13 protein-coding genes and 2 pseudogenes are annotated in these 16383 nt (G+C 44.1%); 5 read left to right on the plus strand and 10 right to left on the minus strand.

Annotated features, from left to right (window positions below; genetic code table 11):
- Both L5M37_RS12165 and L5M37_RS12170 read left to right on the plus strand, forming a co-directional pair.
- Window positions 1-227 (plus strand): annotated as a pseudogene (locus L5M37_RS12165) (IS1634 family transposase); the annotation flags it as partial.
- Window positions 228-246: 19 nt separating this feature from the next.
- Window positions 247-1047: pseudogene (locus L5M37_RS12170) on the plus strand (sensor histidine kinase); the annotation flags it as partial.
- 86 nt (window positions 1048-1133) lie between these two features.
- Here the strand turns inward: L5M37_RS12170 and tcdA are convergent.
- Window positions 1134-1943 carry a tRNA cyclic N6-threonylcarbamoyladenosine(37) synthase TcdA gene (gene tcdA, locus L5M37_RS12175; RefSeq protein ID WP_263200599.1) on the minus strand — a complete coding sequence of 270 codons (810 nt, stop codon included), beginning with the start codon at window positions 1941-1943 and terminating at the stop codon, window positions 1134-1136.
- Between the two features lie 426 nt (window positions 1944-2369).
- Between tcdA and L5M37_RS12180 the strand changes: the two genes are divergently transcribed.
- Together L5M37_RS12180 and L5M37_RS12185 are read left to right on the plus strand one after the other, a co-directional pair.
- On the plus strand, window positions 2370-3434 hold the full coding sequence (locus L5M37_RS12180; RefSeq protein WP_263200601.1) for a porin: 1065 nt from the start codon (window positions 2370-2372) through the stop codon (window positions 3432-3434).
- A gap of 435 nt (window positions 3435-3869) precedes the next feature.
- A complete protein-coding gene (locus L5M37_RS12185; RefSeq protein WP_105251476.1) occupies window positions 3870-4928 on the plus strand; it encodes a porin in 1059 nt (352 codons plus the stop codon).
- Between the two features lie 166 nt (window positions 4929-5094).
- Here the strand turns inward: L5M37_RS12185 and parC are convergent, their stop codons facing one another.
- Genes parC through nudF form a run of 7 tightly spaced genes read right to left on the minus strand, consistent with a single transcriptional unit; the run spans window position 5095 to window position 13038 of the window.
- On the minus strand, window positions 5095-7371 hold the full coding sequence (parC, locus tag L5M37_RS12190; protein WP_198573784.1) for a DNA topoisomerase IV subunit A: 2277 nt from the start codon (window positions 7369-7371) through the stop codon (window positions 5095-5097).
- On the minus strand, window positions 7364-8536 hold the full coding sequence (locus L5M37_RS12195; RefSeq protein ID WP_105251474.1) for a PQQ-dependent sugar dehydrogenase: 1173 nt from the start codon (window positions 8534-8536) through the stop codon (window positions 7364-7366). Before L5M37_RS12195 ends, parC begins: the two co-directional genes overlap by 8 nt.
- A gap of 52 nt (window positions 8537-8588) precedes the next feature.
- A complete protein-coding gene (parE, locus tag L5M37_RS12200; RefSeq protein ID WP_105251473.1) occupies window positions 8589-10475 on the minus strand; it encodes a DNA topoisomerase IV subunit B in 1887 nt (628 codons plus the stop codon).
- A gap of 56 nt (window positions 10476-10531) precedes the next feature.
- A complete protein-coding gene (locus L5M37_RS12205; RefSeq protein ID WP_263200603.1) occupies window positions 10532-11107 on the minus strand; it encodes a YqiA/YcfP family alpha/beta fold hydrolase in 576 nt (191 codons plus the stop codon).
- 26 nt (window positions 11108-11133) lie between these two features.
- Window positions 11134-11973 (minus strand): 3',5'-cyclic-AMP phosphodiesterase, encoded by an 840-nt coding sequence (gene cpdA / locus L5M37_RS12210; RefSeq protein ID WP_263200605.1) that lies wholly within the window; start codon window positions 11971-11973, stop codon window positions 11134-11136.
- Between the two features lie 15 nt (window positions 11974-11988).
- A complete protein-coding gene (locus L5M37_RS12215) occupies window positions 11989-12429 on the minus strand; it encodes a DUF1249 domain-containing protein (RefSeq protein ID WP_105251470.1) in 441 nt (146 codons plus the stop codon).
- Window positions 12430-12435: 6 nt separating this feature from the next.
- A complete protein-coding gene (gene nudF, locus L5M37_RS12220) occupies window positions 12436-13038 on the minus strand; it encodes an ADP-ribose diphosphatase (protein ID WP_263200607.1) in 603 nt (200 codons plus the stop codon).
- 244 nt (window positions 13039-13282) lie between these two features.
- Here nudF and tolC point away from each other — a divergent pair, with 244 nt between their 5' ends.
- Window positions 13283-14590: an outer membrane channel protein TolC gene (gene tolC, locus L5M37_RS12225; protein WP_105251469.1), complete on the plus strand. Its 1308-nt coding sequence runs from the start codon at window positions 13283-13285 to the stop codon at window positions 14588-14590.
- Window positions 14591-14666: 76 nt separating this feature from the next.
- Here tolC and L5M37_RS12230 read toward each other — a convergent pair whose 3' ends face one another.
- Window positions 14667-15404 (minus strand): TIGR04219 family outer membrane beta-barrel protein, encoded by a 738-nt coding sequence (locus L5M37_RS12230; protein WP_028761742.1) that lies wholly within the window; start codon window positions 15402-15404, stop codon window positions 14667-14669.
- A 2-nt stretch (window positions 15405-15406) separates the two neighbouring features.
- Window positions 15407-16375, minus strand: coding sequence for a DUF2333 family protein (locus tag L5M37_RS12235; protein WP_105251468.1), 969 nt, complete (start codon window positions 16373-16375; stop codon window positions 15407-15409).
- Window positions 16376-16383: the final 8 nt, after the last annotated feature.

Consider the following 16383-nt stretch of genomic DNA (forward strand, 5'->3'; position numbering starts at 1 on the left):
GTTTAGAACACAAAATCAGAGAACAACTCGCACAAACCGAAGCGTTCTTCCCAAGTATGGTAAAGAACAAGACGACCTCCAGACCGACGGCACGTTGGGTCTTCTTGCAATTCGAAGGCATAGATACGCTAGAGATTAACGGCCAAAGGTTCATCACTGGACTTCAAGATCACCAAACACAACTACTCAAATTACTCGGTAGATTCTATGAGGTAGTTTATTCCTAAATTAGCTGCGGAATGTCGGCTAAAACGAGCACAACAGGTTTTAGTTGAGCAAGAAAAAATGGCGGCCTTGGGTGGACTCGTGTCAGGGGTTGCACATGAGATAAACACCCCAATTGGCATTTGTTTGACGGCGGCGAGTGCGCAGCTCAGCCATATTGAAGAACTAATCGACCTGATCCACAGCGATCAAGCCACACTAGATGAGATAAATGAAATACTTAATGAGTACCAAGAAAGCTGTGAACTCATTGTCCGTAATATCACTAAAGCCAGTAGTTTAATTCAAAAATTTAAAACGATCGCCATCGATCGCAGTCACGAAGAACACCAATGCTGTAATCTAAACCAGCAGCTACATGAAATCCTAGAGTCGACATTAATTATGCATCCCAATGTTAACGCCTCAACGGAGATCAACGTGGAGCCTACACTCAATATCAAAACCAATATCAGTTTGTTAAATCAAATTGTTAGTAATATTCTCTCGAACGCCTTTACCCATGCATTCCAAGGACATGAAGACAATCTTATCCACATTAATGCGACTTTGGATGAAGAATCAATTCAAATCAGCATTCAAAATAATGGCTTAGCCATTCCAGCCGATGTTGCTGAGCACATGTTCGAACCCTTCTTTACTACAAATCGTAATAAAGGTGGTACTGGCTTAGGATTATCAGCGGCCTTTAATGCCGCAACACTGTTGAAAGGCACTATGAGTTATCGCGCAGACTCAAAACTAGGCGGCCCACAATTTGATATTAAATTTCCATACACTCAATGTGAACCAGTCAATAATCAACAAGATTTTTATATCTAGGTATAACCTAATGAAATTACATAATATTGAAGGGGTATCACCGCCCTTGAAAGCGGTGATATCTTGACTGAATCTAGGTTAAGAGTTTAAACCGCCTCTTGAGCCTGCTGTGCCAATCGCGCTAACACGCGACTTGCCGCCACAAAACCAAATGTCCCAGTGACCATAGTCACAGCCCCAAAGCCAGAAGCACAATCCATCCTCATGCTGCCATCAGCCGCCGCTTTAGTACCGCACACTGAGCCATCGGCTTGGGGATACACTAACTGCTCACTGGAAAAAACAGCATCGATAGCAAACCGGCGTTGCACGTTTTTAGAGAAGTTATACTCGCGGCGCAAAATATTACGCACTTTGGCTAGCAAAGGATCTTGGTAGGTTTTAGCGAGATCAGTTAACTGAATTTGCGTCGGATCTGTCTGTCCGCCCGCACCGCCCACTGTCACTATCTTGATTTTTTGACGTTTACACCAAGCAATTAACGCAGCCTTCTGCTTAACGGCATCAATACAATCAATAACATAATCAATATTGCCGCCCTCTTTAGCTCCAAGCAAATACTCGCCTAGATTATCCAATGTAATAAAATCTTCAATTTCATTCACTTGGCAATCAGGATTAATTTCACGGATCCGCTGCGCCATCACAGCGACTTTAGATCTGCCGATAGTGGAACTGAGCGCGTGAATTTGACGGTTAGTGTTAGTGACACAGATATCGTCTAAATCCATCAAGCTTATCTGTCCGATGCCGCTTCGCGCTAAGGCCTCTGCCGCCCAAGTACCGACGCCACCAATACCAATCACCACCACGTGGGATGTGGCAAATTTAGCCAGAGCCTTTTGTCCATACAAACGGCCAATTCCGCCAAATCGATTTAGATAGGCCTCAGTCATAAATACTTACCTTATATTACCCAATAACAGCAGGAGCGCTTGCCCTAGCATCGAATGGATGCCAACAGGGGCAGCTTAATAGCAACACCAGAAATGTGCCGTGGATTCTAAACGATATCGACATAAACCGAAATCAGATCCTCAGCCACCAAACACTAGATGCAAAGGGATACGAATACTAAATGAGTGTAATAAAAGCAAAGGCCCATCATTTACAACCGAGTCATTTGGTAATCGACTTAATAAAAACATGTATTTCACTTGTAAAACAATATGTTGAATAAGCCACCCTTTATATGAAACATGATCAAGATCACACTTTATCATTTCAAGTCTGTGCAGACTTTGCCACATAAAAGCTCAACAGCATGCATAGATACTGAAGTTATCAATGCATATAACAGCGATAAGCACAGGAAAATGAAGATGAAAAAGAATCTACTGACGACGGCTATTATTTCTAGCCTCACACTCTATTCATTCACAGCACTCGCCGATGGCCCTGAATTCTATGGCCATGCTGATCTTGCCATTACCAATTCAGACACAGGTTATGCAACTCAAAACCAAAAGGAGGGCACTGTTCTTGAAAACAACTTCTCTTGGTTAGGCGTAAAAGGTTCTGAAGCTGTAAGCCCTTACTTTGACATCATTTATCAAATGGAATTTGGTGTCGAAAACTTTGACAACTCAAATAAAACCTTCAATGCCCGTAATACATTCCTAGGTATCAGAAGTGCCGCAGGTACGGCTTTAGTGGGTCGTAACGATACCGTATTTAAAGCAGCTGAAGGTAGCTTCGATCTTTTCGGTAATACCAATGCTGATATCGACTTACTGGTTGCAGGCCAAACACGCTCCGCCGATGGCATTTCTTACTATTCACCTAAAATTGCCGATCTCGTGACGCTTAATGCCACTTATCTGATGAGTGATAACTATGACCAAGTGGATAAGAATGGCAACGACGTGTATAGCAAAGATCAAATGTATGCTCTGAGCGCCACCTTAGGGGATAAAGCCTTTAAAGCACAAAACTACTATGTCGCTGCCGCCTATAGTGAGGGTATTGATAACGTTGAAGCCTACCGTGGTGTGGCCCAAGCTAAATTCGGTGACGTAATCTTAGGTGCCTTATATCAACACAGTGAGCATGTAGATAATAAGTTTGCCAATCTCTCAGGCGATACCTATTTTGTGAACGCAGCCTACTTAATTGGCGACTTAAAACTAAAGATGATGTACGGCAAAGATGACTCAGGTTTAGGTAAATACGTGAGCCGTTATGTTGGTGACCAAAACAACAGTGGCCTAGAACAGGTCCGTGATGTTGACCTGCAACAGTTCAGTGTGGGAGCTGATTACCGCCTGAGCACTAAGACTATGGTCTATGGTCACTACACACGCTTCGATGGCGATCTTATGTTGGCCGATGTAAAGCAAGACCTGAATGACAACATCTTTACTGTTGGTTTACGCGTTGATTTTTAAATAGATTAATCAACTAACCCCAAGGTTATTTATTGATAAAAAAGCGGCTTCGGCCGCTTTTTCTGCTTAGATATCGCCCCCAAACACAAATCTATAACCAATATGACAGACTTGCTACAGCATTAGTATATGCTACAGTTACCCTCGCCGACGCACTATCTAAGGCAATCCGCCTTACCTACCACTTAAGTAGTAAGTGAAAAATAGAGTTTTACCCCTTTCAGGTAAATTTGCAGTCAAGATATAAGGAAAGATCCCAGAAATGGCCCGAATATAGGCAAGGAGAGCCAAAAACATGATCTGCGCCACAGCCTGCGAGTCGTAAAACTGTAAAAATCGGCGGCAACTTTGTTACCGACTCAGGTAGCAAATGCGTTAAACCACACAAAAACCATGAAAAATGGATAAGAACTTAGGTTCGAGGGAGCACAAAACATGAAAAAGACATTCATCTCTGCATCAGTTGCATCAGTTTTAGCATTGGCTTCATTCGGTGCGCTAGCCGAAGGCCCAAGCTTCTATGGTCGTTTAGAGCTTGCTCTAACCCATACTGACACAGGTGCCACTCTACAATCAGGTACTAACGGCTTAGAAGCAAACTATGCCGATGAGAATAACGCAGGTACTTATTTAGAAAACAACTTCTCTCTATTAGGTGTTAAAGGTTCAGAAAAAATCGCTGATGGCTTTGACGTTATCTACCAAATGGAATTCCAAGTTGAAAACACTTCTGGTGCAGGTGATGTTTTCAAAGCACGTAACACTTTCTTAGGTTTAAAAACTAACGCTGGTACTGTGTTAGTGGGTCGTAATGACTCAGTATTCAAACAAGCCGAAGGTGCTGTGGATATTTTCGGTAACACTAACGCCGATATCGACCGTTTAGTCAGTGCCCAAACTCGTACTGCCGATGGTGCTTGGTACTATTCACCAAAAATTGCAGGCTTAGTGACATTAAACGCTAACTATCAATTTGATGATAACGACACTACAGCTAAGACTTCTGAAAGCCTATATGCATTAAGCGCAACTCTAGGTGACAGCAAGTTTAAAGAACAGAATTACTATGCTGCAGTAGCCTATAACAAAGGCATTGCTGGTGTTGATGCATACCGTTTAGTTGGCCAAGCAAAATTCGGTCAATTCAAAGTTGGTGGTTTATTCCAAAACTCTGAAGATGTTGTGAACAATGACATCGAAGGTAACACTTACTTTGTTAACGTTTCTTATGATCTGAACGGTGTAAACCTGAAGGCTGAATACGGCATTGATGAAGCTGGTTTAGGTGGCGCTTACACTAAACTGGGCGGCGTAAAAGGTGCTGATGACATCAATTTCCAAAACTTCAACATTGGTGCTGATTATCGCTTAGCGAAATCAACTATGATCTATGGTCAATACGCTATGTACCGTGGTGATTTTACTGTTGCTAATGCTAAAACAGATCTACAAGATGACAACGTATTCTCTGTAGGCGTACGTTACGACTTCTAATCTCTTACCTAAGAGATAATAGAAACCTACTGTAGTAATACAGTAGGTTTTTTTATGCCTCAAATCTAATCCAAAAGCGCCAAAAATAAAAAACCACCTAAGCCAAACTGAGGTGGTTTTAGTTAACCCATTTAATTCTTTACAGCATTGAAACCATTACAAAGCATTAGATGCTTGCTAAAGCATCACCACCGTCACCTAATTCAACGCTATCGACACGTTGTAATCCTCTAGGCAATTTTGCACCACGACGACCACGTTCACCTCTATAATGCTCAAGATCGCTTGGCTTCAGTGTGAGTTTGCGCTTACCTGCCCACAAGGTAACCGGCGTATCACTCGGCACTAATTGTAAATGTGTCATAAGTTCATCGCGATTCTTGGCTCTTTCGGTTGGTATGCCAATAATTTTATTACCTTTACCCTTGGATAATTGCGGTAACGCTTCTAGCGAAAACAGTAACATCCGCCCTTCGTTTGTGATCGCTAGCAGTGACATTTCTTTAGTGCGGTCGATCAACTTAGGCGTTAATGATTTAGCGTTTGTTGGTAGACTCAGCAAGGCTTTACCCGCTTTATTGCGCGACACCATATCGTTGTATGAACAAATAAAACCGTAACCCGCATCAGTTGCTAACAAATAACATTGGTCTTCTTCACCCATCAACACATGCTGCATGGTTTCGCCAGGTGCCATATTGAAGCGAGTCGTAATAGGCTCACCTTGGCTACGGGCCGATGGCAGAGTATGGCTATCCGTCGCAAAAGCCCGCCCAGACGAATCAATAAACACTGCGGCCTGATTGCTACGTCCCATCGCGCTACATAGATATTGGTCGCCAGACTTATAGGAGAGCGACAAAGGATCGATATCGTGGCCCTTAGCACAACGCACCCAACCTTTTTCAGATAAGACAACAGTCACGGCTTCTGTCGGCGTTAACTCTTGTTCAGTTAATGCTTTGGACTCATTACGCAATACGATTGGCGAGCGACGATTATCGCCATAGGTTTCGGCATCTTGAATTAATTCTTTCTTGATCAACGTCTTCAAGCGACGCTCTGAGCCCAATAACTGCTCCAGTTTTTCGCGTTCGGCTTCAAGCTCATTTTGTTCGGCCGTGATCTTAAATTCTTCTAACTTAGCTAAATGCCGTAACTTTAACTCGAGGATCGATTCGGCTTGTTTATCACTGAGTGAAAAACGGGCCATCAACTCGGCTTTAGGATCATCGTGAAAACGAATAATCTCGATCACTTCATCAATGTTGAGGAAAGCGATCATTAGGGCTTCGAGTATATGTAACCGCGAGACCACCTTGTCTAAACGATATTCTAAACGACGTTTAACCGTATCAACGCGGAACTCTAACCACTCAGTTAATAAGGTTTTCAACCCTTTAACTCGCGGACGTCCATCGAGACCCAGCACGTTTAAGTTAACTCTAAAGCTCTTTTCTAAATCCGTGGTCGCAAACAAATGCGCCATCAGTTGATCGCAATCAACGCGATTGGAGCGCGGTACTACCACAAGACGCACTGGGTTTTCATGATCCGACTCATCGCGTAAATCGGCCACCATAGGCAATTTCTTCGCCTGCATTTGACCGGCGATTTGCTCTAAAATTTTACCGCTACTGGCTTGATGTGGCAGCGCCGTTATGATGATTTCACCGCCATCAACTGTGTAAACCGCACGTGCTCTTAATGACCCACGCCCCGACTCATAAATTTTTGCAATATCGGCAGACGGGGTAATAATTTCGGCTTCAGTTGGATAATCAGGGCCAGGTACAAAGGCCATCAATTGCTCGAGTTCAAGCTTAGGATCATCGAGCAATGCTACGCAGGCGGAGACTAATTCTCTCACGTTATGCGGCGGAATATCCGTCGCCATACCTACGGCAATACCAGTAATACCATTGAGTAAAATATGCGGTAAACGTGCAGGCAGTACTTTAGGTTCCTTCAAAGTGCCATCGAAGTTAGCCCCCCACTCGACCGTACCTTGTCCCAGTTCACTGAGTAACACTTCAGAGAATTTAGAGAGACGTGCTTCGGTATAACGCATAGCCGCAAATGACTTAGGATCATCGGGGGCACCCCAGTTACCTTGGCCATCGACTAACGGGTAGCGATATGAAAATGGCTGCGCCATCAATACCATAGCCTCATAACAGGCACTATCGCCGTGAGGATGGTATTTACCTAATACGTCACCAACCGTACGGGCCGACTTTTTATGCTTAGATTGAGCCGATAAACCTAACTCACTCATCGCATAGATAATTCGACGCTGTACCGGTTTAAGTCCATCACCAATGTGTGGCAGGGCTCGGTCCATAATGACGTACATGGAATAGTTCAGATAAGCCTCTTCGGTAAAGCGCCGCAATGGCATTTGCTCTACCCCATCGAGACTTAACTTGATAGCGTCACTCATTTTCTTCTAGTTCCTGTGTTTCTTCAGTACTATCGCCCTTATAAAACAAGCGATACACGTTACCTTTTAAATCATCGGAGATGTACATAGCACCATCGGATGCCGATAACAGCGCAAAGGGTCGAGCAACGGGAAATTCACCGTCAAGGAAACTAACAACCGTTTCACGACTCACCACTTTTTGATCTTCAATCTTCAACATCACCACTTGATAGCCAACTTTACTCGAACGATTCCACGAGCCATTTTCGGCGACAAACAACTGATTATGGTAAATATCGGGAAATTGACTGCCGCGATAAAATGCAAGTCCCGTGGGTGCAACATGGGCTGGCAACTCATACATTGGCAGAGTGATTTTTAAATTTTTCGGTTTTTCATAGGCGGGTTCGACAACACTACTGGCATGTAAATAAGGGAAGCCATAATGACTCCCTATGACATCGATGCGGTTAATCTCATCGGGTGGCAAGTTGTCCCCCATCCAATCACGGCCTTGATCGGCAAACCATAATTTTTTGTCTATTGGCGACCAATCAAATCCACTTGCATCTCGCACACCAGCCGCAATCTGCTCACTCGCGCCTGTATCAACATTGATCGCTATGATACTACTGTAAGGCACTGGCGCTTCACAGACGTTACAGGGCGCACCAATAGACACATATAAACGGCCATCTGGGCCAAAATTAATTGCCCGAGAACTTTTCTTCTCTGAGTAAGGCAAGTCACTGTAAATCTCTTTGGGTCGACTCGGGCGGCGCAATCTTTGCTCAATATCAACAAAGCGCACTATTTGATTTTCAGTGGCGACAAACAAGTCACCATTGTGGAATGCAATCGCATCGGGTGATTCAAGCCCTTTGGCTATCACATAGCGCTTATCGACACGACCATCTTGATTACTATCAACGAGAGCATGGATAGTGCCGCTCTTATTGGAACCGACAAATAAAGTGCCATTAGCCCCCATCGCCATCTGCTTAGCATCGCCAATATCCGAGGCATAAAGCGATAAACCAAACCCCTTAGCGACGGTAATCATGATCGATTGGGAACCCGCAAAGGCGCTATTGCAGAGCAATAACGTCACACTCGCTAAGAGCGTAAAACCGGCAGAAAACACCTTTAAGCAATTATAATTATTAGTTTTAATATACAACATTGTAATTTTCTTTATGCCTATGTTTTATTGTTATCGGCAATAGTGCACAACATTAAAGTAAAGCCATGTCACCCTTATCTTCAAGCCAATTTTTACGGTCCGGCGAACGCTTCTTAGCGAGCAACATATCCATCAAAGCATCCGTTTCTTCGATGTCATCTATCGTCAACTGTACTAAACGACGGGTGTTTGGATCCATCGTTGTTTCACGAAGTTGTAAAGGATTCATCTCACCCAAGCCCTTAAAGCGGGTGACTTGTACCTTACCCTTTTTATTCTCAGCGGCAATACGGTCTAAAATACCCGCTCTTTCTGCCTCATCTAAGGCGTAATACACCTCTTTGCCGATATCAATACGGAACAACGGCGGCATAGCAATATACACATGACCCTGCTCAACTAAGATACGGTAATGCTTCAAAAATAGCGCGCATAACAAGGTAGCAATGTGCAGTCCGTCTGAGTCGGCATCCGCAAGGATACAAATCTTGCCATAACGTAATTCAGAGATATCGCTGCTATCGGGATCGCAACCAATCGCGACCGAAATATCATGAACTTCCTGTGAAGCTAATACCTGCGAAGCATCGACTTCCCAGGTATTCAAGATTTTTCCACGCAGCGGCATGATGGCTTGAAACTCACGATCGCGGGCCTGTTTAGCACTGCCACCCGCAGAATCCCCTTCCACGAGGAATAACTCTCCGCGCATCGGATCTTGGCCACTACAGTCTGTCAGCTTACCCGGCAGTGCAGGTCCCGAAGTCACCTTTTTGCGGGCCACTTTTTTGGCGGCCTTTAAACGACTCTGGGCATTATTAATGCACATTTCGGCTAAGGATTCAGCTAACTCGGTATTTGAGTTCAACCAGAGTGAGAATGCGTCACGCACAACGCCAGACACAAAAGCAGCACATTGGCGACTAGAAAGCTTTTCTTTTGTTTGACCAGCGAATTGCGGTTCTTGCATCTTCACCGACAATATAAACGCGGCGCGATCCCAGATATCTTCGGGTGAAAGTTTAATACCACGGGGAATTAAATTTCTGAACTCACAGAATTCCCGCATAGATTCCAATAAACCTTGGCGGAAACCATTCACATGGGTACCACCGAGCGGAGTCGGAATTAAGTTAACATAACTCTCGCCAATAGATTCGCCGCCTTCAGGCAACCAAGTAATGGCCCAATCTGCGGCTTCTAGTTGGCCTTTAAAGCAACCCACAAACGGCTCTTCTGGCAATCTTAAATTGTCACCGATAGCCGCCTTTAAATAATCAGTTAGGCCGCTTTCATAGAACCATTCATGGACTTCGTTTGTCTGTTTATTGGTGAATTTAATCCGTAAACCTGGACACAGTACCGCTTTAGCACGAAGCAGATAAATCAGTTTTGAATTTGAGAAGTTAGCCGAATCAAAATAGCTCGCATCGGGCCAAAAATGCACTCGAGTCCCCGTATTACGACGGCCACAGGTCCCTGTTGGGCGTAAATCTTCAACTTTAAAGCCATTTTCAAAAGCGATGTCATACACTTGGCCATCACGGCGAACCGTGACTTCGACACGGCGCGACAAAGCGTTAACCACCGAGATACCAACACCGTGTAAACCACCGGAGAACTGGTAGTTTTTATTCGAAAATTTACCGCCGGCATGCAATTTGGTCAGAATTAACTCAACCCCAGGAATACCTTCTTCTGGGTGGATATCCACTGGCATACCACGGCCATCATCAGTGACTTCAAGGGAGTTATCTGTATGTAGAACAACTTCAATTTTTGTCGCGTGACCTGCCAATGCCTCATCGACACTGTTATCTATGACCTCTTGGCCCAAATGGTTCGGTCTGGAGGTGTCGGTATACATACCTGGACGGCGTTTAACAGGATCGAGTCCGTTGAGAACTTCAATGGCGTCAGAGGTGTATTGATTTGTCATAGGGCACGCTATAGGTTGTTATATCCGGCCATGTTGCGGCTCGGCATGTCAGTTTGTCAAGGTAAGTGTAAAAATTGGCTTACAGTTTGCAGATGCGACTCATAACCAACAAAGCTGTGATCACCACCCGCTTCAACTCGCAATTGACAGTGATGATACTTATTGACCGCTTCGCGATAATCCAGCACATCATCACCTGTCTGCAATAATACCAAAAAACGATCCGGATTGCGGATCACAGCCGTATTAAATTCAGCGACTTCAGACTTATGCTCAGGTAAGACAAGATAATGCTGTTCAGTGTAAGGATTGAATTGCGGCCCCATAAACTCATCGAACAACTCAAAGGGTTTTACCGCAGGATTAACTAACACCGCTTTGCCACCATAGGTTTCGGCTAAATAGCTGGCGAAATACCCACCTAAAGATGAGCCTATATAAGCTAATGGCTCTTTGGCATCAATCGCCGCCTCAACATAAGCGGTTAAGAGCACCATCGCAGCCTTAGGTGTATTAGGCAATTGGGGCTGATGGAAGGTCACACTAGGGTGATGCAGCGCCATGTACTTAGCCGTCATCACAGCTTTATCTGAAAATGGAGAGCTATTAAAACCGTGAATATAAAGCAGCATATTTCCTCAGGCTGCGGCTATTCGCGTTAATAACCGCTAGAGTTGTTGTCGGGGGAAAAATGGTTACCCGGTACGCGATACACTTTAGTATTGATGCTACCATCGGCTTTCAACTCCAGCAAACGATAACCCGGTTGAACGTCATCCAAGGCAAAATAAGGCGATAACGGCTTAAATTGAATACAAGTGGAAGGTGTCGCCATCAACTGCAACGTGCCATGGGGCCCATTATGATGGGTATCAATACATTGGTGCACATGTCCCCAGAGCAATCCTTTGACCTGCGGATACTTTGCCACTCGCGCGATAAACTCGGCGCCATTGTCCATGCAGTGCTGATCCAGCCAAGTACAATTCACAACGATGGGATTGTGATGCATCACCAGTAAAGTATGGCATTCAGGATGTGCGGCAATGGCTTCATCAATTAATTCGAACTGAGTCTCGGCCATATTGCCGCCAGGCTTTCCCCGCACGGTTGAATCCAACATGAGGATTTGCCAGTTTCCCGCCAGAATACGCTGCTGCCCAAAAATCTGTTCACCCTGCATGTGCAGATACATGATCCGTGGATCGTCATGATTTCCAGGAAGATAATGGCAAGGTAAGCCAACGGGAGTGACTGCTTTCACAAATTGCTGATAGGACTCAGCCGAATAGTCTTGACTCAAATCGCCTGTGGCGAGCATCAAGTGAGCAGGATAGTCCACAGCTCTAATCGTATTTAATACGGCAGCAAAACTTTTGCTAGTATTAACTCCTAATAGCTGAGCTTCAGGATCGGCAAAAAGATGCGGATCTGTGACTTGCACGATACGCACGCTTTCCCCTTCAGCTATGGAGTAAGAGACAGCCTCTTTCAGCACATTGAATACCCAATTCTAAGACTGGCACACGACACTGTGTTGGTAACCAATCTTTAATAACTCTTCCAGGAATGCATTCACCTGGTACTTTTCATCACTTTGATACATGCGTACATTGGGATAATCATACACTGGGCGTAATTGGTAAATCTGTTGGCCAGTTAACACTTCTGCTAATTTAGCATCGTGATAAATTCTCACTAACACCTTGGGAGTATTGATAAACTCCTTGATTTCGATGGGACGAGATATCTCAACTAGCTGAGTATATTTGGTATTTTCTAAAATTCGCACTACTAATATACCAAACTCACCTTCGAGTCGCCATGACTCACCGATAGCTATCTCTAACGGTAACCATTTCAACATGTAACCATAATTACGCCCGCACAGTGCTAAAAAATCACTGACGTTGGGTTTATAGCGCCGTTTTAGACTCGAAGTAGCCAAATTCATCCCAACTTAAACCAGTTGCTGATAGTTCAATTGTAACCATTGTAATCCAATAACGGTCGACGCATTATCGATCTCACCCGCAACCACTCGCTCATAAGCTTGCTCGCGGCTCATGACATGCAATCGAATATCTTCGTGCTCTTCAGCTAATCCATGCAATCCACGGGCGTTGTTTGAATCGACATCAGCCCAATAGAAATAGAAACGTTCTGTACTACCACCTGGGCTCGCTAAATAGCTATTCACACTGTGTATTTGCTTAGCCATTAAGCCTGTTTCTTCCATTAATTCGCGGTGTGCAACATCCAGAGGCATTTCTGCGGGCGCAATCATACCCGCGACTAACTCAAGAAGCCAAGGAGATTTAGCGGTTGCTAATGCAGGAAAGCGTACCTGTTCGATGAGTACGACTTTATCTTGCTTGGCATCATAGGGCAGAACGACCACTGCATGACCCCGTTCAAACACTTCGCGAGTGACAGGCTTACTCCAGCCACCAGCGAATAATTTATGCTTGAAAGTGTATTCGTCCATTGAGAAAAACCCTTGATAAAGGGATTTTTTTCCTAAGATCTCAATATCCGTTTGCGAAAAAACAGGGGGTTTCATACTCTATCCTTAAAAGTTAAATTTGCGCCTACAATCAAGGCAATTTGAGCACATTTTTAAAATAAAATCTGTTACACTTCGAATTTGACTTGAAAGTGTCAGAGTTCTTAGACTCTAGGTCATTAAGTTTTAGCTGTATCGGGAAGCGTCGGGAAGCGCAAACCGCCTTGGTAAAGGCATTACTTAGTCTAAACGAAGTTAAAATATTCCTCCGTGGGGGGATTTTGTCTAATAAGGACAGCAAATGAAATTTAAGATCCATAATTTATGCGCAGCATTAACACTTGCGGCTTCCGCTTCAGCGGTGCAAGCAGATGATTTGTTGCAAATTTATCAGCAAGCACTGACCAGCGACCCGCTCGTATTGCAAGCCCAAGCCCAGCGTAATGGTTTGTTTGAGAAAATCGAGCAAAACCGCGCTCCGCTGTTGCCAACCATTAGTGCAAACGTCGGTTATGACAAAGCTTGGAATGATCCGAAGGATGATGCAAGTGGTCTAGTAGGTAGCCTGAAATTAAATCAAGTCATCTATGATCACAGTGCTTGGGTTGGTTTAAGTCTTGCTGAGAAAGCCGCTTCTCAAGCTGATTCCGCTTATGCTTCCGCATTACAAAACTTGATTACTCGTATCACTAAAGCCTATTTCGATGTATTAACGGCGAAAGACAACTACGAGTTCCAAGGTGCAGAAAAACGCGCAATCGAGCGTCAACTTGAACAAACTAAACAACGTTTCGCAGTGGGTTTAACCGCGATTACCGATGTGCATGAAGCTCAAGCGCAATATGACTTAGCCTCAGCCACTGAAATTTTAGCCGAAAACACGCTCGCCAATAGTTATGAAGCCTTACGTGAAATCACCGGCATCGATCACAAGACGATTAATGTGCTAGATACCAACCGTTTCTCAGCCGTTACGCCAGCGCCAACGTCATCTAGCGAATGGTTAAAAATTGCTGAAACCAATAGTGTTGATTTAATGACTCAACGTATTGGTAAAGATATTGCCCAAGAGACTATTAAGCTTTATCAAGCAGGCCACATGCCGTCTTTAAGCTTAAATGCCGGTTACAACAAAGGTCTTGAGCAAAAAATGGGTAATCTCAACGAACCTGATTTTGATAATGTCAGCGTTGGTGTCAACTTAAGCATTCCGATTTTCGAAGGTTTTAAAGTCAGCTCACAAGTTAATGAAGCACAATTCCAGTATGTTGAAGCAAGTGAAAAGCTTGAGCAAATTTACCGTGGTGTAGTGAAAAACGTTCGTAATAACTACAACAACGTAGGTGCTTCTATCAGCTCAATCAAAGCTTATGAGCAATCTGTTATTTCATCAGAAAGTGCCCTAAAAGCCACTCAAGCGGGTTTCGAAGTGGGTACTCGTACTATCGTTGATGTTTTGAACCGTACCCGTGACTTGTACGACTCAAAACGTAAATTATCCGATGCGCGCTATAGCTACATCAACTCAGTTGTTGCACTAAAGCAAGCTGCGGGTACATTGAATGAAGATGATGTTATCGCCATCAATAATGGCTTGATTGCACAGTAACAACACTCTCAGTCATTAAATATAAAAAACCGCCATTTGGCGGTTTTTTTATGCTTAGAAGTTAAAATCAACAAAATTAGAAGTTGATTTCAACACCCGCAAAATAACCTTTAAATTTAGTATCAGCACTCACACCCGAGAAATTACTCACATCGAATAAAAATTCACGGTAGCCTACACGTACACGGGTATCGACGGCCAAACCATCAAATTGCCAACCTAAACCAATTGCATAGTCGTGCACGCTTGACTCATTGACGCCCTGCATCAAATCAGCAAAACCGTACAAGCCTAAGCCAGGCATACCTACATGCGTACTGGCGTAACCCATCACAATACCGCTATCGACATCTTTCTCTTCAGGATGGCCAGGGTCTTGAACACGCAATGAACCATTCATTAACTTGTATGCTGCACCGAGATCCAACGACACTATGTCGTTGTCCAATATTTCGTAGTACAGCACGAAATCTGTGTTGCTCAAATCAGTATAAGCAGTAACATTACCTTTAAAATCATGCCCATTGAAGTTGAAATCAGCACCAGACATGCTGCCTTTCTGATCTAGGCTATTTTCACGGATTTTAATGTTAGGGACAAATGGCAATGGGTGCTCAACTGCAATCCAATAACTGCCTTGAGCAGATGAACTGTAATCAAATGTTTGTTGTGGTTGACCTTTATCAGCAAAAGTACCACTAGTATCGGCGCGCCAGTAGTCACCACCAATTGTGAAACCGACCACAGTGGCCGCTTGGGCAGATGAGGCCATACAGAATCCTAATACCGCACTGGCGAGGAGAGTTTTTTTCATAATTAACCTTGAGATAGCAAGTTCGTTAAATCAATCACCGCGGCATTCGCACGCGACACATAGTTAGCCATAACCAATGAATGATTAGCGACTAAGCCAAAACCGCTGCCATTAAGCACAACAGGGCTCCAGACAGTTTGCTGAGTCGCTTCCAGTTCACGAATGATCTGTCTTAGGCTTACTTCAGCATTTTTCTTCTTCAATACGTCAGCAAAGTCAACTTCAACTGCGCGCATAAAGTTCAACAACGCCCATGAAGCACCACGGCTCTCATAGAAGACATCATCAATTTTCCACCAACTGGTTTTTACCTGATGGCTGGTCAAATTTGGAGTTGATTGACGCGCCGAATTATCACCGGCTAGGTCTGTATTTAAGCGCTCTTGGCCAACGCTGGCAGATAAACGCTGCGACATACTGCCCAGACGTTTCTGCACTTCTTTCAACCATTCATTAAGGTTGTCAGCACGGGCATAAAACTGTGCATCTTGATTATTTGGGTCCATCATGCGGGCACGATAAAGCTTCAGCAATTTGATTGCATCGCGATATTCGCTTTCGGCACTCGGTACTAACCAGCTTGTGTGGTCAATATTGAGCTTAGATTGGGCTTCGCCTAAATCTTTGTCCGCCGCAGATTGTGACTGTGAGCGGCTAAACTCTTTACGCATAATCAAGGCTAAATCACGGGCTTGCTCCAAAGCACCATATTCAAATGCGGGCATGTTATCCATGAAGATGGAAGGTGGCATCACATCGTTTGATAGCCAACCACCTTGCTTATCGAGTAAATTTTCGACTGTGAGGATTAGCGATGTAGTAGTAGCGTACCCAACAATATTCTTATTGGATGCTGTTAATTGTTGAGGGCTAATTGGATCCGGTTCGATACTCCACCATACACTCACGCCATAACCGATTAATACTAAAAATAAACCGACCCCGGTAACTTTTTTCCATGTAATTTGCATCAAGCGAC

Origin of the sequence: Shewanella sp. SM69 (genome assembly GCF_025653985.1) — a bacterium.
GTDB lineage: Bacteria > Pseudomonadota > Gammaproteobacteria > Enterobacterales > Shewanellaceae > Shewanella > Shewanella oncorhynchi.

Excerpts from the sequence above, each read along its gene's own strand:
- tcdA (WP_263200599.1), bottom strand. The coding sequence starts at position 1,943 with ATGACTGAGGCCTATCTAAATCGATTTGGCGGAATTGGCCGTTTGTAT.
- L5M37_RS12180 (WP_263200601.1), top strand. The coding sequence starts at position 2,370 with ATGAAAAAGAATCTACTGACGACGGCTATTATTTCTAGCCTCACACTC.
- L5M37_RS12185 (WP_105251476.1), top strand. The coding sequence starts at position 3,870 with ATGAAAAAGACATTCATCTCTGCATCAGTTGCATCAGTTTTAGCATTG.
- parC (WP_198573784.1), bottom strand. The coding sequence starts at position 7,371 with ATGAGTGACGCTATCAAGTTAAGTCTCGATGGGGTAGAGCAAATGCCA.
- L5M37_RS12195 (WP_105251474.1), bottom strand. The coding sequence starts at position 8,536 with ATGTTGTATATTAAAACTAATAATTATAATTGCTTAAAGGTGTTTTCT.
- parE (WP_105251473.1), bottom strand. The coding sequence starts at position 10,475 with ATGACAAATCAATACACCTCTGACGCCATTGAAGTTCTCAACGGACTC.
- L5M37_RS12205 (WP_263200603.1), bottom strand. The coding sequence starts at position 11,107 with ATGCTGCTTTATATTCACGGTTTTAATAGCTCTCCATTTTCAGATAAA.
- L5M37_RS12215 (WP_105251470.1), bottom strand. The coding sequence starts at position 12,429 with ATGAATTTGGCTACTTCGAGTCTAAAACGGCGCTATAAACCCAACGTC.
- nudF (WP_263200607.1), bottom strand. The coding sequence starts at position 13,038 with ATGAAACCCCCTGTTTTTTCGCAAACGGATATTGAGATCTTAGGAAAA.
- tolC (WP_105251469.1), top strand. The coding sequence starts at position 13,283 with ATGAAATTTAAGATCCATAATTTATGCGCAGCATTAACACTTGCGGCT.
- L5M37_RS12230 (WP_028761742.1), bottom strand. The coding sequence starts at position 15,404 with ATGAAAAAAACTCTCCTCGCCAGTGCGGTATTAGGATTCTGTATGGCC.
- L5M37_RS12235 (WP_105251468.1), bottom strand. The coding sequence starts at position 16,375 with ATGCAAATTACATGGAAAAAAGTTACCGGGGTCGGTTTATTTTTAGTA.